The following is a 14,652-nucleotide window of genomic DNA, read 5'->3' as shown; positions in this document are numbered from 1 at the left end:
GATGTTGCGGTGCACCTAATTTAAGCGGCTACCGAAGGCTCAGAAGAACGCCTGTATCCCCGTCTGCGCCCGTCCCAGGATCAGCGCATGCACGTCGTGCGTGCCCTCGTAGGTGTTGACCGTCTCCAGGTTCTGCGCGTGGCGCATGACGTGGTAGCCGATCTGGATGCCGTTGCCGCCATGCATGTCGCGGGCCTGGCGGGCGATGTCGAGCGCCTTGCCGCAATTGTTGCGCTTGACGATCGAGATCATTTCCGGCGCCATCTTGCCTTCGTCGAGCAACCGTCCGACGCGCAACGATGCCTGCAGTCCAAGCGCTATCTCGGTCTGCATGTCGGCGAGCTTCTTCTGGTAAAGCTGCGTGCCGGCCAACGGCTTGCCGAACTGCTTGCGGTCGAGGCCGTACTGGCGGGCGCGATGCCAGCAATCTTCCGCCGCACCCATCGAGCCCCAGGAAATGCCGTAGCGGGCCCGGTTGAGGCAGCCGAACGGGCCGCCAAGGCCCTTGGCGTTGGGCAACAGCGCATCCTCGCCGACTTCGACGCCTTCCATCACCACTTCGCCGGTGATCGATGCCCGCAGCGACAGCTTGCCACCGATCGTCGGCGCCGAAAGCCCCTTCATGCCCTTTTCCAGCACAAAGCCGCGGATCTCGTCCTTGCCGTTCTCGCCCTTCAACTTCGCCCAGACGACGAACACATCAGCGACCGGCGCGTTGGAAATCCACATCTTGGAGCCGGAGAGCCTGTAGCCGTTCGAGGTCTTCTCGGCGCGCGTCTTCATGCCGCCCGGGTCGGAGCCGGCATCCGGCTCGGTCAGCCCGAAACAGCCGATCCACTCGCCGCTGGCGAGCCTGGGCAGGTACTTCTTGCGCTGTTCGTCCGAGCCATAGGCATGGATCGGATACATCACCAGCGACGACTGTACTGACATCATCGAGCGATAGCCCGAGTCAACGCGTTCGACTTCCCGCGCGACCAGCCCGTAGGTCACATAGTTGGCGCCAAGCCCGCCGAATTCCTCGGGGATATTGATGCCGAGCAGGCCGGCCTCGCCCATTTCGCGGAAGATGGCGGTGTCGAAGGTCTCGTTGAGATAGGCGTCCTCAATCCGCGGCGCCAGTCTGTCGGCGGCAAAGGCCGCCGCACCATCGCGCACCATGCGCTCGTCTTCCGAAAGCTGGTCCTCGATCAGGAATGGGTCTTCCCAGACGAATGCATTCTTGTCGGCGGCCATGGCATTCTCCCAAACCAATGCATGTCGCCCAAACATGTTCAGCAGTTTTGGATGACGAGATGCATGAAGCAAAATCTTGGCCCGGCTTATCGGCCTGCGCCTTGAAAAAATCAAACGAAATTGCTTCACCGATCAATGAGCGTTAGTAATGGATCATGAATGTCCAGCGCCGCCTTTTGCCCAACATCAGCGCCCTTGCCGCCTTCGAGGCTGTGGCCCGGCTCGGCAGTTTCACCGCTGCTGCCCAGGAGCTTGATCTGACCCAGGGCGCGGTCAGTAGACAGATCAGGTCGCTGGAAGATCAGTTCGGCCGCCGGCTGTTCGAACGCGACAGCCGCAATGTCAGGCTGTCGACATCGGGCGAGATATACGCCGACGCGGTACGTTCAGCGCTTGGCCAGTTGCGTGACGCAGCTCTCGGATTGATGAGCAATCGGCATAGTGGCATCCTGAACCTTGCCATATTGCCCACCTTCGGCACGCGCTGGCTGATGCCGATGATCCCCGATTTCGTCGAAAACAATCCTGACATCACCATCAACTTCGTCACCCGCGTCGGCCGCTTCGACTTCGCCAGGGAGAGGCTGGACGCCGCCATCCACTACGGGCTGCCGGACTGGCCGGAGGCCGACTCGACGCTCTTGGTGCGCGAAACGGTGGCGCCGGTGGTGTCGCCCGAATTCCTCGCCGGCCGCGCCATCGCCTCACCGGCCGATATCGGCCGCTTGCCGCTGCTGCACATGGCGACGCGCCCTGGCGCCTGGACCGAATGGTTCGAACATCAGGGCCTGAGCGCGCCCACCGGACCGGGCATGCAGTTCGAACAGTTCGGCACCGCGGCCCAAGCCTGCATGGCGGGGCTCGGCGTGGCGCTGTTGCCGTTGATCCTCATCGCAGGCGAATTGCAGCGCGGCCAGCTCGTATCGGCGCCCGGCCAGCCCATGCAAAGCCGCAGCGCCTATTATCTCGTCGTCCCGCACGACAAGCGCGGCCATCCGCCCGTCGCCAATTTTCGCGACTGGCTGCTCAAGCATGTAGGCCATCAGATTTGATTTGGCGGATTTATCAAAAATTGATAATATTGGGTAAAAGCAAGGATAACTCATGCCTGCAAGTTACAGCATCGGCCCCCGCTATGAGACATTGGTGCGCGAGTTGGTAAAGAGCGGCCGCTATGCCAGCGCCAGCGAAGTTGTGCGCGATAGCCTGCGCCTGCTGGAAGAGCGCGAAGAACAGCGCGAGGCAAAGCTTGCGGCGCTACGAGAGGACATTCGAAAAGGCGTGGAAAGTGGCCCGGGCATCCCGGCCGAACAGGTGTTTAAGCGACTGGAAGCAAAATACAGCGGCGGAAAGCCGTGAACAATGGCGGTCATATTTGCGCCAGCCGCCGCGCAGGACGTCGAAGAGATCGGCGATTACATCCTCGCTGAAAATCCCGCTGCGGCTCGACGCTTCATAGCTGCGCTCAGGGAACGCTGCGGCCGCATTGCTGACGCGCCACGCGGTGGCGTTCCCCAGCCGAGTCTATGGCCCGGCCTGCGCTCCATCGCATTTCTGCGCTATGTGATTTTCTACACCGCCGATGGCGATGATGTGCGTATCGAGCGCATTTTGCATGGTGCCCGCGACATCCCGACCATTCTTGAGGGACGCAATGATTCTTGAGCCCCTGTGTCGCACGGCATGAATCTCATCAAACGCGGACGTGCTTCGAGGCGGGTCGCAGAATAGTCATTTCCGCTTCAGCGCGTCAGCCAATGCCGCACCGAACGCGCCTTGCTGCGCCGGCCTTTCCGGCTGGCGTGGAGGTGCCGGCGAACGCGGCGCCGGCCTGCCGCCGCCATTGTCGCGCGGCCCGCCTTTCGACGCCCCACCTTCGCCGCCATCCTTGCGCATGGACAGCGCGATACGCTTGCGCTTGATGTCGACATCGACGACGCGCACCTTGACCACATCGCCGGCCTTGACCACCTCATGCGCATCCTTGATGAAACGATCGGCCAGCTGCGAGACATGCACCAGGCCGTCCTGGTGGACGCCGATATCGACGAAGGCGCCGAAGGCGGCGACATTGGTCACCGTGCCTTCCAGCAGCATGCCGGGCTTCAAATCCTTGATGTCGTCGATGCCGTCGGCAAACGTCGCCGTCTTGAAGCCGGGGCGTGGATCGCGGCCGGGTTTTTCCAGCTCCGCCAGGATATCGCGTACCGTCGGCAAGCCGAAACGCTCATCGACGAAGACGCGCGGATCGAGCGCCTTGAGTGCTGTACTGTCCCCCATCAGCGAGCGAACATCGCGCCCGCAGGCAGCGACGATCTTCTTCGCCACGCCATAGGCTTCCGGATGCACCGACGAGGCATCCAGCGGCTCGCTGCCATTGGCAATGCGCAGGAAGCCGGCGGATTGCTCGAACGCCCGAGGTCCAAGGCGGGCGACCTTCAGCAGGTCCTTTCGGCTGGCGAACGGGCCGGTCGCGTCGCGATGCGCAACGATGGCGTCCGCGAGCGATGCGCCAAGGCCAGACACGCGCGCCAGCAGCGGCGCCGAGGCGGTGTTGAGATCGACGCCGACGGCGTTGACCGCGTCTTCCACCACGGCCTCCAACGAGCGGCCGAGCCGGTACTGGTCGACGTCATGCTGATACTGGCCGACACCGATCGATTTCGGCTCGATCTTGACCAGTTCGGCCAGTGGATCCTGCAGCCGCCGTGCGATCGATACCGCGCCGCGTAGCGACACGTCGAGGCCGGGGAATTCCGCCGCCGCCGTCGCCGATGCCGAATAGACCGAGGCGCCCGCCTCGCTGACGATCACCTTGAGCGGCTTCGGACCAGCGTCCGCCGGCATGTCGGACAGCATGTCGGCGACAAGCTTCTCCGTCTCGCGGCTGCCGGTGCCGTTGCCGATCGAGATCAGCTCGACCTTGTGCAGGCGGATGAGCTTGGCGAGTTCGGCCTGCGTGCCACGCACATCGTTCCTCGGCGGAAACGGATAGACCGTCGTCGTGGTCAGCACCTTGCCGGTGCCATCGACCACCGCAACCTTGACGCCGGTGCGGATGCCGGGATCGAGCCCCATCGTGGCCCGCGAGCCGGCCGGGGCCGCAAGCAGCAAATCCTTCAGATTGCGGGCAAAGACGTGGATCGCTTCCTCTTCCGCTCGTTCGCGCAGATCGCGCATCAAGTCGAGCGTCAGGTGCAGCGACAGTTTGATCCGCCAGGTCCAGCCGGCAACCTCCATCAGCCAGCGATCGCCCGGCAGGCTGCCGCCGATCGCATAGGCATTGGCGATCATCCGTTCGACCGGCTTCACCGGGGAGGTGTCGTCGGCATCGACCTCGATGTCGAGCGACAGCACCTCCTCGTTGCGGCCGCGCAGCATCGCCAACGCCCGATGGCTCGGCACATTTGCCCAGCGCTCGACATGGTCGAAATAATCCGAGAATTTCGCACCCGCCTCCTGTTTGCCGTCGACCACCCTGGCCCGCATGAAGGCGCGTTCCCTCATGTAGGTGCGCAATTTGCCGACCAGGTCGGCATTCTCGGCGAACTGTTCCGACAGGATGTCGCGCGCTCCGTCGAGTGCCGCCTTGGCGTCGGCCACCTCTTCGGTGACATAGGCCAGCGCCAACTCAGCGGGCACCGACGCCCGGTTAGCGAGGATGGCTTCGGCCAGAGGCCCCAGCCCACGTTCCCGGGCGATCTCGGCCTTGGTCCGGCGCTTGGGCTTGTAGGGCAGGTAGATGTCTTCCAGCTCCGCCTTGGTCGCGGCGGCGACGATCTTGCCCTCGAGCTCCTGCGTCAGCTTGCCCTGCTCGCGGATGGAGCCAAGAATGGTGTCGCGGCGCGCATCGAGCTCGCGCAGATACGCAAGCCGTTCGGCAAGGTCGCGCAATTGCGTGTCGTCCAGCCCGCCGGTGACCTCCTTGCGGTAACGCGCCACGAACGGCACCGTCGCACCTTCGTCGAGCAATTTGATCGCCGCGGCCGCCTGTTCGGGCCGGGCAGTGATCTCGGCTGCGATGATGGCTGCAATGCGCTTGATGTCGGATGCCATGTCATTCCTGCTCTCGTCGAAAGAGCGGCGACCATAGGCGCAGACGTCCGATCCGCCAACCGCCGCGCTTTGATCAGCCCGGCGGGTCCACAGGAAAGCGCGCGCTAATGTGGCGACCCAGGCGCGCTCAGACCATGCGGCTCAGCGCTTCCAAAAAGGCGACGATCTCGACATCGAACGCATCGTCCACCGGCTCCGGCTGCGACGACATCTTGGCGATCACCACTTCGGTCCTGGGATCGACATAGAGCCACTGGCCATGGATGCCGATGCCGCAATAGGCGCCGTTCTCGTGTCCAGTCTGGTACCATTTGTTGCGATAGCGGCCCTTCGGAAACAAAAGCGCCATCGTGCCTCGCTGCCAGGCTTCCGAGCTGCCGCCGATAGCAACCGTGTCTCGCACCCAGGCTTCCGGCACGATGCGGCGGCCGTTGGCCATGCCGCCTTGCCGCATCATCTCGCCCACGCGCGCCAGATCGCGCGGCGTCACCGAAATGCCGCCGGCCGTGCGTGCCGTGCCTTCCATGTCGACGCTGATCGAAGCGTCGCTGACGGCGCCCAGCGGCAGCCACAGTTTGTCGCGCATCAGGTCGGAAAAACGCTGGCCGGAGGCGCGCTCGAGCAGGATGCCGAGCAGATCGGAATTGGGCGAGCGGTAGCGGAAGGTCTGGCCATGCGGCTCGGCAAGCCGCTGCAAGGTCAGGATGAATTCGCGCAGGCTTTCCGTGCCGCCGCCCGGATTCCACAGCGTGGCGCGGCGATAGCGGGCGAAAGCGCTCTCCGGATCGAGATAGGCCTCCTCGAAATCGAGGCTGACGCTCATGTCGAGCACATGCCGCACGCTTGCGTCGCCATAGGCCGAGCCGGCGGCTTCAGGGATGTAAGCCGTCACCGGCGCTTCCGGGTCGAACACCCCCTCGCCTTCCAGTATGCCGGCGACAATGGCGGTCATCGACTTGCTGATCGAAAAGATGATGTGGCGGGCGCCGAAATCCATGTGCGGCGCGAACCAGTCGCCGATGATCTTGCCGTCTTTCATCACCGTCAGCGCATCGGTGCTCGAACGTCCGAGAAATTCAGCCACCGTCTCCGGCACGCTGGCGATCGCGACCTTCTCGCCGAGCAGACCGCCCATGTCCCGGATCGGCGTCTCGACACCAGCCGGGGCTGCCGCCACGCGGGCGGTCGGCACCAGTTCTCCGAGATTCTGGAACGACCACCGGTTGAACGGGTTTTCGCGCCAGTTGGCGAGCAGCACCTCGTTGCGACAGAAGCCGTAGCGGGTCTCGAACGCGGTCTTGCCGGTCATGGCGGTTCCTCCCAAGTCTTGTTTAGAGGCTGTTTCGAAAGTCGGTCCGGCGAGTCATATGGCGGCGGTTTCGAGAACCAGAGCGGAGCGGACATTCAGGTCCGTGAGCATCGGAAGCGCAGAAAACGCCGTCAGATGGCCGCTGGAGTGAGTTTCCAAACAGGCTCTCAGCTCAGTGCAGCGGCGATGGCGTGCACGGCCTTCAACGTCGCCATGGAATAGGCGACGTTGCTGAAATCCGGATAGGTCGAAAGCTTCACCACGACCATTCCGGCATTCCAGTCGATATGGATCATCTGCCCGAACACGCCCCGGCACATCAGCGCGCGCGAGCGCGGGTCCTCGATCCAGAACTGGTTGCGATAGCTGCCCTCCGGCAGGCTGGGGCTGAAGTCCGGCCCATGTAGCCCGTTGCGCGTGGTCTCGATCCAGTCGGCCGGCACGACGCCGCCGCCATTGTCGAGGATCAGCTGGCCAAAGCGGCCGTAGTCGCGCAGCGTCGCATTGAAGCCGCCGTCGGCCACCGCATAGCCGGCGCTGTCGACGGTGAAGCAGGCGCTTTCGTCGGCGCCGAGCTTTTGCCAGAGCTCTTCCGAAACCAGCTGCGGCAGCCGCTTGCCCGTCACCCGTTCCATGATGAAGGCAAGCACGTCGTTTCTCGATCGAGCGGTATTCGAAGGCAGCACCATGCGGGCGGATCGTTTCCTTCAAGCCCAGGATCAGTTCGAACATGTGCGAGGGCCAGCGAAAGGCCGGATCGCTGTCCGGCGGCGCCGGCTTCCAGCCGGTGGCGACATCGACCTGGCCGATGTCCGAATAGCGGTCGGTATATTCCTCGGAGAAGCGGACGCCGCTGGTCATGTCCAGCACATGCTGGACACTGGCGCCGGCCCAGCCCGTCGCGCTGAGTTCCGGCAGATAGGTCGTCACTGGCTTGGCCGGATCGATCAGGCCGCGCCCGACCAGTATGCCGAATACCGAACCGGTGACGGACTTCGCCATCGACTGCGACAGGTGCAGCGTACGGTCATTCATGCCGTTGAAATAGCGCTCATAGGCGACCTTGCCGTCCTTCAGCACCAGCAAGCCGTCCGTATAGGTCTCGTCGAGCAGCCCGACGACCGTCGTCGGCGCGCCCGTGCTGTCCTCCACGGGCAGCCCGTCGAGGTCGATCTCGGCGCGTTCGAAACGGTGGCGATGGCCATTGCCGCGCCAGACTTCGGCGGTCGGCAGAATTTCGCGGATGTGCTGGAACGCCCAGCGGTTCCACGGCGGCCGGTCCCAGTCGAGCTTCGGCGGCACCATGGCCGGCGGCGAGCCCTGCATGATCGGCGGCCGCGGATCGGAGTTGCGGTAGGATTCCATGACGACCGAGCCCCTTGAACGTAAAACGGACCCCGCGGCGTGCGCCGCCGGGCCCGTCGAAAACGCGGTTACTTCTGCAGTTCGGTCCAGATCTTGGTGTAGATGTCCTGGATTTCCGGGGCGCACATCTGCTGCAACTCGGCACGCGGCTTGTCGGCTGCCGGGATGACAACTTCCGGCGCGTCCTTCATGTCGGCCGGCATGTACTTGTCCGATCCGGTGATGGCGTTGGCATAGCGATGGAAGGCCGAGAGACCCGCCGCATTTTCCGGGTCCATGATGAAGTTCTGGAAAAGCTTGGCGTTCTCGACGTTCTTGGCTTCCTTCAGAACGACGACGTTGTCGCTCCACAGGCCAAAGCCTTCTTTCGGATAGTTGTAGTGGATGGCCGGGTTGGCCAGCCGCTGGCGCAGCGCCGACCCGTTCCAGTCGCTGGTTGCCTTGAAGTCGCCGGCGCCCATCTTCTCGATGGTGTTGTACTCCATCGCGATCCAGTTCGGCTTGGCCGCGACAAGCGTGTCACGCACCTTCTTCAGCACTTCCTTGTCGGTGGTGCATTGCTGGCCGCCGACATATTTGATCGCGGCGAAGATGACGTCGTTCATTTCGGGAACGACATTGACCTTGCCCTTCAGTTCGTCAGGTGTGTTGAAGATGATGCCCCAGCTGTCGGCCGGGCCCTTGTAGGCGTCGGTGTTGACGACCACGCCGACAGTGCCCAGGGCCCACGGCACCGAGTATTTGCGGCCCGGGTCGAAATCGGGATTGGCCCATTCCGCCGCCACATTCTTGAAGTTCTCCATCTTGCCCGGATCGGTCTCCTGGACGAGGCCTTCCTTGATCCAGATCGGCACGTAGGTCTGCGAAGGCACCGCGATGTCGAAGCCGGTGCCGCCCTGGCGGACCTTGGCGAGCGCGGTGTCGTTGGAATCGTAATCGGTGATGGTCACCTTGACGTTGTATTTGGCCTCGAACTTCTTGATCACGTCAGGGCTGGTGTAGTTGCCCCAATTGTAGATGTTCAATTCGCCGTCGGCGCGGGCGAGGCTCGTCGAAGCGAGCAACGCCAACCCCATGGCGGTTGCTGTTGTCTTCCAGTTCATCGTTTTAACTCCCATTTTCGGTTCAGTCTCGTTTCCTGCTGACGAAGAAAAACAACGTGACGATCGCGACCGAAAGCAGCAGGAAGGCGGTCGATATCGCGTTGATCTCGGGTGTGATGCCGCGGCGAATCTGGCCGAGCATGTAGGTTGGCAGCGTGTCCTGGCCGCCCGATTTGACGAACTCTGTGATAACGACGTCGTCGAGCGAGATGACGAAGGCCAGCATCAATCCGGCCAGGATGCCGGGCCACAGAAGCGGCAGCGTGATGCGGCGGAAGGTTTTCCACGGAGTCGCGTAAAGGTCGGCGGCGGCACGCTCCAGCGTCAGGTCCATATTCTCAAGCCGCGCCCGGATCGGCAGGTAGGCGAAGGGAATGCAGAACGCCGTGTGCGCGGCGATCAGATAACCGATGCCGGAATAACCGGTGAATATTTTGATGCGCGAGAAGAAGATCAGCAGCGCCACGCCGGTGACGATCTCGGGCACCATCAGCGGCTGATTGATCGCCGCATATTTGAAGGTGAGGCCGGGGTAGGGCGCGGTGCGCGTGGTGGCGAGCGCGGCCATGGTGGCGAAGATGGTGGAAAGCACCGCCGCGACGGAGCCGATCTGGAAGGAACGCAGCGTGGCATCGATGACCTGCGTGTTCTGCCATGCCGACTGGAACCATTTCAGCGAAAAGCCGCCCCATTCGGAGGTCGAGCTCGCCGCGTTGAAGGCATAGATGACCAGCACGATGATCGGCAAATAGAGCACGATAAAGCAGGTCGCGGCGATCGTGGTGAATCCCGGCTGGTGCTTGATGGAAAAGTTCTTAGCCATGACGCACCCCTGACTTGCCGGCATTGCGCACATAGGCAAGCAGCGCCACCATGACGATGATCATGACGGCGATCGACAGCGCCGAGCCGAGCGGCCAGTTGCGGCCCTGCCCGAACTGCAATTCGATCAGGTTGGACAGCATCATGTTCTTGCCGCCGCCCAGCACGCTTGGCGTCACATAGGCGCCAAGTGCTGGAATGAAGACCAGGATGGAACCGGCGATGACGCCTGGCTTGACCAGCGGGAAGATGATCCGCCGCAGCACCTGGAAACGTGTCGCGTAGAGATCATAGCCCGCCTCGACCAGCCGGAAATCGAGCTTCTCCATGCTGGCGTAGATCGGCAGCACCATCAGCGGCAGGTAGACATAGGCCATGCCGATCAGGATCGCCGTGTCGGTGTAGAGTATCTGGATCGGCGCCGAGATGATGCCGAGCTTGAGCAGGATCGTGTTGATGATGCCTTCGTTGCGGATGATCTGCAGCACGGCGAAGGTGCGGATCAGCAGGTTGGTCCAGAACGGTATGGTGATCAGGAACAGCCAGAGATCGCGAGTCTTTTCGCTGCGCGTCGCCATGAAATAGGCGGTCGGGAAGCCAAGCACCAACGTGGCGATGGTCGTCACCACCGCGAGTTTGATCGAGCGCAGGAAGATGGTGACGTGGGCTGCGGCGATCGAAAGCGTATCGTCGAAGATATCGCGTTCCAGAAACACCGCTATCCAGGCTTCCGGCGAGAATTGCCACTTCACGTCGCCATAGGAGCCTGGTGTCAGGAATGAATAGACGAGCACGATCAGCAACGGGCCGGTCGCGGCGAGAAAAATGGTCAACAGCGCTGGGGCTGACAAAAGCCAGCGCTCACGGATATCGCGCCGTTCCGCTGCCTTGGCGACTTCTTCCGCGGTCGCCATCGTCAGTCCTTCAGGACCTGGGCGGCATCGCTGCCGATGAGAATGCCGACCGTGTCGCCCTTCTCGAAACCACAGCCCGCGCTGCGCGTGTTCTGCTGGCGTACGGTGAAGAGTTCGCCACTCTCGAGATGAACATGGATGTGGGTGTCGGTGCCGAAATAGACGATGTTGTCGACTGTTCCCGACAACTCGCCCTTGCCCTTGCTCAGCTTGGCATGTTCGGGCCGAACCACGACCGTGGCATTGGCGTTGGGCTGGAAACCTTGGGCCACGGTCGCCTCGATGGTCGCACCGGATTTGAGCGTCGCGCGCGCCTTGCCGTTGGCCATCTCGCTGATGGCGGCCATAAGGAAGTTGGTTTCGCCAATGAAGTCGGCGACGAAGCGTTCGGCCGGCTTGTCGTAGATATCCCAGGGCGAACCGACCTGCAGGATCTTGCCCGACGACATCACCGCGATGCGGTCCGACATGGTCAGCGCCTCTTCCTGGTCGTGGGTGACGAAGATGAAGGTGATGCCTGTCTCGTGCTGCAGCCGCTTCAATTCGATCTGCATTTCCTTGCGCAGCTTGTAGTCCAGGGCCGAGAGCGGCTCGTCGAGCAGCAGCACCTTGGGCTGCGGTGCGAGCGCCCTGGCCAGCGCCACGCGCTGCTGCTGACCACCCGAAATCTGGCTGGTGCGGCGGTTGGCGAGCGCTTCCATCTTGACCAGCTTCAGCATCTCGGCGACGCGCGCCTTGATCTCGGCCTTCGGTTTGCCCAGCATTTCCAGGCCGAAGCCGATATTGTCGGCGACCGTCATGTGCGGGAACAGCGCATAGGACTGGAAAACGGTGTTGACCGGCCGCTTGAAGGGCGGCAGCAGGGCGATGTCCTGGCCATAGAGCAGTATCCCACCGGCGGTTGGAAAGTCGAAGCCGGCGATCAGCCTAAGCAATGTCGTCTTGCCGCAGCCGGATGGGCCAAGCAGCGTGAAGAACTCGTTCTCGCGGATGGATACCGAGACCGTGTCGAGGGCAGCGACCTGCCCCTCCCCTGATCCGAAAATTTTGCTGACGTTTACTACTTCAATCGCATTCCGATCCGGTTTGTCCGGCACGATTACGCCTCACTGTTGACCCCGCTCTTGCTGGCGGAGCTCTTCCCCTGTTCGATGTGACCACATGGCCGGTAGGTTGGCAAGCCCGGCATTGAATCACGGTTCAGTTCGTATTTTCGGCTGGCAAGGCTCATGCCCAGCAAGCCTCATGCCATTGTCAGGCCTGATAGGTGATCTTGCCGCCACAGATCGTCGTCACCGGCCGCACCTCGTGCAACGCTTCCGGCGCCGTCGCCTCGATATCCGCCGAAAGCACCACCAGATCGGCCATGTAGCCTGCTTTCACCTTGCCCTTGCGGTGCTCGGCAAACTCGGCATAGGCGCCCTCGACCGTGTATGCGGCGAGCGCTTCATGCAGCGAGAAGCTCTGGTCCGGGTCGCTTTCTGCCCACGGTTTGCGCAACACCGCCGCGCGGATGCCCAGGATCGGATCGATCGGCGACACCGGCCAGTCCGATGCGAAGACGACATGCGCGCCGGCATTCTTCAGGGTTCGCCAGGCATAGCTCAAGGGCCAGCGCGCCGGCCCGATGCGCGACACCGTCGGCTCCAGCGGAAAATCCATGGCGCCGGGCGGATGCGGCGGCTGCATGGAGGCTATGACGCCGAGTTCGGCGAAGCGCGGCACGTCCGAAGTAGTGGTGACCTCGATGTGCTCGACCCGGTGGCGGCTGTCGCGCTTGCCGTTCGCCTTCCGCGCCGCCTCATAACCGTCGAGCACCGCGCGCACCGCGCCGTCGCCAATCGAATGTACGGCGATCTGCAGCCCCCGCTTGTCGACCGCGACGGCCAGATCGATGAACTGTTGAGGCGTGAACAGCGGCTCGCCCACCCAGTCGGGCCGGTCGGCATAGGGCTCGACCATGACAGCCGTCCAGGAATCGAGCACACCGTCATAGAACACCTTGACCATGCCCGACGACAGCCATTCGCTGTTGTAGCGTTCGGCCATCGTTGATGCCTTGTCGAGCATGTCGAGCGTCATGAAATTCTTGTAGTGGAACGGGATTTGTACGCGGCAAGGCAAGCCTTCCACGGCTTCGATCTCGGCCAGCAGCTCGAGCTGATAGAGATTGCCGTCCATGTTCTGGATCGAGGTGATGCCATGGCGGGCGCACCAGGCGAGCCCGCGCCGCATGATATCGCGATCGGCGGCCCGCTCGGCTGCCGTCGGCATCGGATCCGGCTCGCCGCCGGTCGACAGCCCCAGCCGCACCCGGCTTTCGCCGGCAAGGTCGAGCACCGGGCCGAAGGCCTCGCCTTCGCGCAATTCACCGGCCGCCAGTCCATCGTCACCCATGACGATCTCATTGCCCGGACCAAGCGTGCGTCCATGCAGGATGCCGGCCATTTCCAGCGCCTTGGTGTTGGCCCACATGGTGTGATGGTCGGGCGCGGCCATACAGAACGGGCGATCGGGCAAAATGGCATCGAGGTGATGGCGCGTCACCCGCTCGCTGCCGAGCACGGTGTAATCGACGCCCTGGCCGACCAGCATCGGAGCATCAGGCCGCGTCGGCGCGTAGTCGCGTATCGCCTTTTGCAGCGCCTCGAAGCCGTGGACCCCGACAAGCTGGAGATGGGAAAGCTCCGCCCCGCCTGAAAACAGATGCATGTGGGCTTCGATGAAGCCCGGCACGATCGAGGCGCCCTTGGCGTCGATGACCTTGGTGGCCGGTCCCTTGAGCTCTTCGATCGAGGCGCGGCTGCCAACGGCGATGATGGCGCCGTCCTTGACGGCAACGGCCTCGGCGGCGGGATTGGCATCGTCCATTGTCTGCACACGACCGTTGATGACGATCAAATCCGCATTGTGACACGCACCCGTGACAGACATCGCGACTCCGCGCTTTTGACGACTGGCTGACACCGACAACCCTGCCTCCAACGATCTGCCGCTCCACCGGAGCGGCGCCATGGGATGGAAAAAGATGCCAGCTTGCCGTCTTCGAAATTCCCCTTGTTATCCCGGGAGACAGCGTGGATAAAGAATGCGACTGATTATTCGCGTTTGTCAACATGCGGAATATGGAATGTATTGTGGACAGCACCCCGCGCCTGTGTTGGGACCGGGCGGGGAACGAGGACATCAAGCCGTGAAGCGCAGTCTCGACCGCAAAACCAGGATAGCGCTCGAACCGCGCAAGCAGCCACGGCAACAACGGTCGAGCAAGGTGGTCGACAGGATTCTCGACGCGGCGCTGATCTTGACACGGGAGCAAGGGACAAAGACGCCGACGACGCTCGCCATTGCGCAGCGCGCGGGCTTGTCGGTCGGTTCGGTCTACCAATACTTTCCCAACAAGGAAGCCATTCTTCTGGACCTCGCCCGGCGCTGGCTGTCATCCTTTCCCGAGGTCATCGCGAGGCGCATCAAGGTCGCCCGGCCCACCAACCGCGACGAATTTCGGCAGGAAGTGCGCAGGCTCTTCATCGACACGTCCAGGCTCTACCTCGAAAACGCCAGCCTGATGCCGGTGATCGAAGCTATCTCCGGTAACGCCGACCTCCGGCCGATTCAGAACGAATATGACGACCAGATCATCGCCCTCTACGCCGCATGGCTGCAGCATGTGAACCCGGCTCTTGAAGACAAGATCGCCAGCCGGCTCGGCGTGGTGATGATGGAGGTCGGGCACGTATGCCGGCTTGTGGGGCTGAAAAAAGACCGCCGGACGTTCGACCTCATCGAGGACGATGTGGAAACCATGTGGCTCGCTCTGGTGAGCCCGTATCTCAATCTTGACTGA

General features: G+C 62.8%; 12 protein-coding genes and 1 pseudogene. 4 read left to right on the top strand and 9 right to left on the bottom strand.

Annotated elements, in window-relative coordinates:
• Positions 1–39: 39 nt before the first annotated feature.
• Complete coding sequence (locus NKH19_RS01865; RefSeq protein ID WP_352863441.1) at positions 40–1,236, bottom strand: acyl-CoA dehydrogenase; 1,197 nt, start codon at positions 1,234–1,236, stop codon at positions 40–42.
• A 155-nt stretch (positions 1,237–1,391) separates the two neighbouring features.
• On the opposite strand from NKH19_RS01865, the gene NKH19_RS01860 reads away from it, so the two are divergent.
• From NKH19_RS01860 to NKH19_RS01850, 3 genes are read left to right on the top strand one after another with little or no spacing between them, the layout of a single operon-like run.
• Positions 1,392–2,288, top strand: coding sequence for a LysR family transcriptional regulator (locus NKH19_RS01860; RefSeq protein ID WP_352863439.1), 897 nt, complete (start codon positions 1,392–1,394; stop codon positions 2,286–2,288).
• Positions 2,289–2,340: 52 nt separating this feature from the next.
• Positions 2,341–2,595: a type II toxin-antitoxin system ParD family antitoxin gene (locus NKH19_RS01855; RefSeq protein ID WP_352863438.1), complete on the top strand. Its 255-nt coding sequence runs from the start codon at positions 2,341–2,343 to the stop codon at positions 2,593–2,595.
• A gap of 3 nt (positions 2,596–2,598) precedes the next feature.
• Positions 2,599–2,901, top strand: a complete 303-nt coding sequence (locus tag NKH19_RS01850; protein ID WP_352863436.1) for a type II toxin-antitoxin system RelE/ParE family toxin — start codon at positions 2,599–2,601, stop codon at positions 2,899–2,901.
• A gap of 66 nt (positions 2,902–2,967) precedes the next feature.
• Here NKH19_RS01850 and NKH19_RS01845 read toward each other — a convergent pair whose 3' ends face one another.
• The 8 genes and pseudogenes from NKH19_RS01845 to NKH19_RS01810 form a co-directional block, all read right to left on the bottom strand.
• The gene (locus NKH19_RS01845; RefSeq protein WP_352863434.1) at positions 2,968–5,292 is read right to left on the bottom strand and encodes a Tex family protein; all 2,325 of its coding nucleotides are present in this window, start codon (positions 5,290–5,292) and stop codon (positions 2,968–2,970) included.
• Positions 5,293–5,419: 127 nt separating this feature from the next.
• Positions 5,420–6,601, bottom strand: coding sequence for a serine hydrolase domain-containing protein (locus NKH19_RS01840; protein WP_352863432.1), 1,182 nt, complete (start codon positions 6,599–6,601; stop codon positions 5,420–5,422).
• Positions 6,602–6,768: 167 nt separating this feature from the next.
• Positions 6,769–7,966 (bottom strand): annotated as a pseudogene (locus NKH19_RS01835) (serine hydrolase domain-containing protein).
• A 68-nt stretch (positions 7,967–8,034) separates the two neighbouring features.
• Positions 8,035–9,069, bottom strand: a complete 1,035-nt coding sequence (locus tag NKH19_RS01830; protein WP_352863430.1) for an extracellular solute-binding protein — start codon at positions 9,067–9,069, stop codon at positions 8,035–8,037.
• A gap of 22 nt (positions 9,070–9,091) precedes the next feature.
• Positions 9,092–9,892 (bottom strand): ABC transporter permease, encoded by an 801-nt coding sequence (locus NKH19_RS01825; protein WP_352863428.1) that lies wholly within the window; start codon positions 9,890–9,892, stop codon positions 9,092–9,094.
• Entirely contained in the window at positions 9,885–10,805 is a 921-nt protein-coding gene (locus NKH19_RS01820) for an ABC transporter permease (RefSeq protein ID WP_352863426.1), read from the bottom strand. The genes NKH19_RS01825 and NKH19_RS01820 overlap by 8 nt, the downstream gene beginning before the upstream one ends.
• 2 nt (positions 10,806–10,807) lie before the next feature.
• Entirely contained in the window at positions 10,808–11,902 is a 1,095-nt protein-coding gene (locus NKH19_RS01815; protein WP_352863424.1) for an ABC transporter ATP-binding protein, read from the bottom strand.
• A gap of 157 nt (positions 11,903–12,059) precedes the next feature.
• Positions 12,060–13,739 carry an amidohydrolase gene (locus NKH19_RS01810; protein WP_352863422.1) on the bottom strand — a complete coding sequence of 560 codons (1,680 nt, stop codon included), beginning with the start codon at positions 13,737–13,739 and terminating at the stop codon, positions 12,060–12,062.
• Positions 13,740–13,893: 154 nt separating this feature from the next.
• Here NKH19_RS01810 and NKH19_RS01805 point away from each other — a divergent pair, with 154 nt between their 5' ends.
• On the top strand, positions 13,894–14,652 hold the full coding sequence (locus NKH19_RS01805; RefSeq protein ID WP_352863420.1) for a TetR/AcrR family transcriptional regulator: 759 nt from the start codon (positions 13,894–13,896) through the stop codon (positions 14,650–14,652).

Origin of the sequence: Mesorhizobium sp. M1338, assembly GCF_040318045.1 — a bacterium.
Classification (GTDB): Bacteria; Pseudomonadota; Alphaproteobacteria; order Rhizobiales; family Rhizobiaceae; genus Mesorhizobium.
This window is presented reverse-complemented; position numbering and strand designations above follow the sequence as displayed.

Bases quoted from the DNA above. Each gene is read 5' to 3' on its own strand.
- NKH19_RS01865 (WP_352863441.1), bottom strand. From the start codon at position 1,236: ATGGCCGCCGACAAGAATGCATTCGTCTGGGAAGACCCATTCCTGATC.
- NKH19_RS01860 (WP_352863439.1), top strand. From the start codon at position 1,392: ATGAATGTCCAGCGCCGCCTTTTGCCCAACATCAGCGCCCTTGCCGCC.
- NKH19_RS01855 (WP_352863438.1), top strand. From the start codon at position 2,341: ATGCCTGCAAGTTACAGCATCGGCCCCCGCTATGAGACATTGGTGCGC.
- NKH19_RS01850 (WP_352863436.1), top strand. From the start codon at position 2,599: ATGGCGGTCATATTTGCGCCAGCCGCCGCGCAGGACGTCGAAGAGATC.
- NKH19_RS01845 (WP_352863434.1), bottom strand. From the start codon at position 5,292: ATGGCATCCGACATCAAGCGCATTGCAGCCATCATCGCAGCCGAGATC.
- NKH19_RS01840 (WP_352863432.1), bottom strand. From the start codon at position 6,601: ATGACCGGCAAGACCGCGTTCGAGACCCGCTACGGCTTCTGTCGCAAC.
- NKH19_RS01830 (WP_352863430.1), bottom strand. From the start codon at position 9,069: ATGAACTGGAAGACAACAGCAACCGCCATGGGGTTGGCGTTGCTCGCT.
- NKH19_RS01825 (WP_352863428.1), bottom strand. From the start codon at position 9,892: ATGGCTAAGAACTTTTCCATCAAGCACCAGCCGGGATTCACCACGATC.
- NKH19_RS01820 (WP_352863426.1), bottom strand. From the start codon at position 10,805: ATGGCGACCGCGGAAGAAGTCGCCAAGGCAGCGGAACGGCGCGATATC.
- NKH19_RS01810 (WP_352863422.1), bottom strand. From the start codon at position 13,739: ATGTCTGTCACGGGTGCGTGTCACAATGCGGATTTGATCGTCATCAAC.
- NKH19_RS01805 (WP_352863420.1), top strand. From the start codon at position 13,894: ATGCGACTGATTATTCGCGTTTGTCAACATGCGGAATATGGAATGTAT.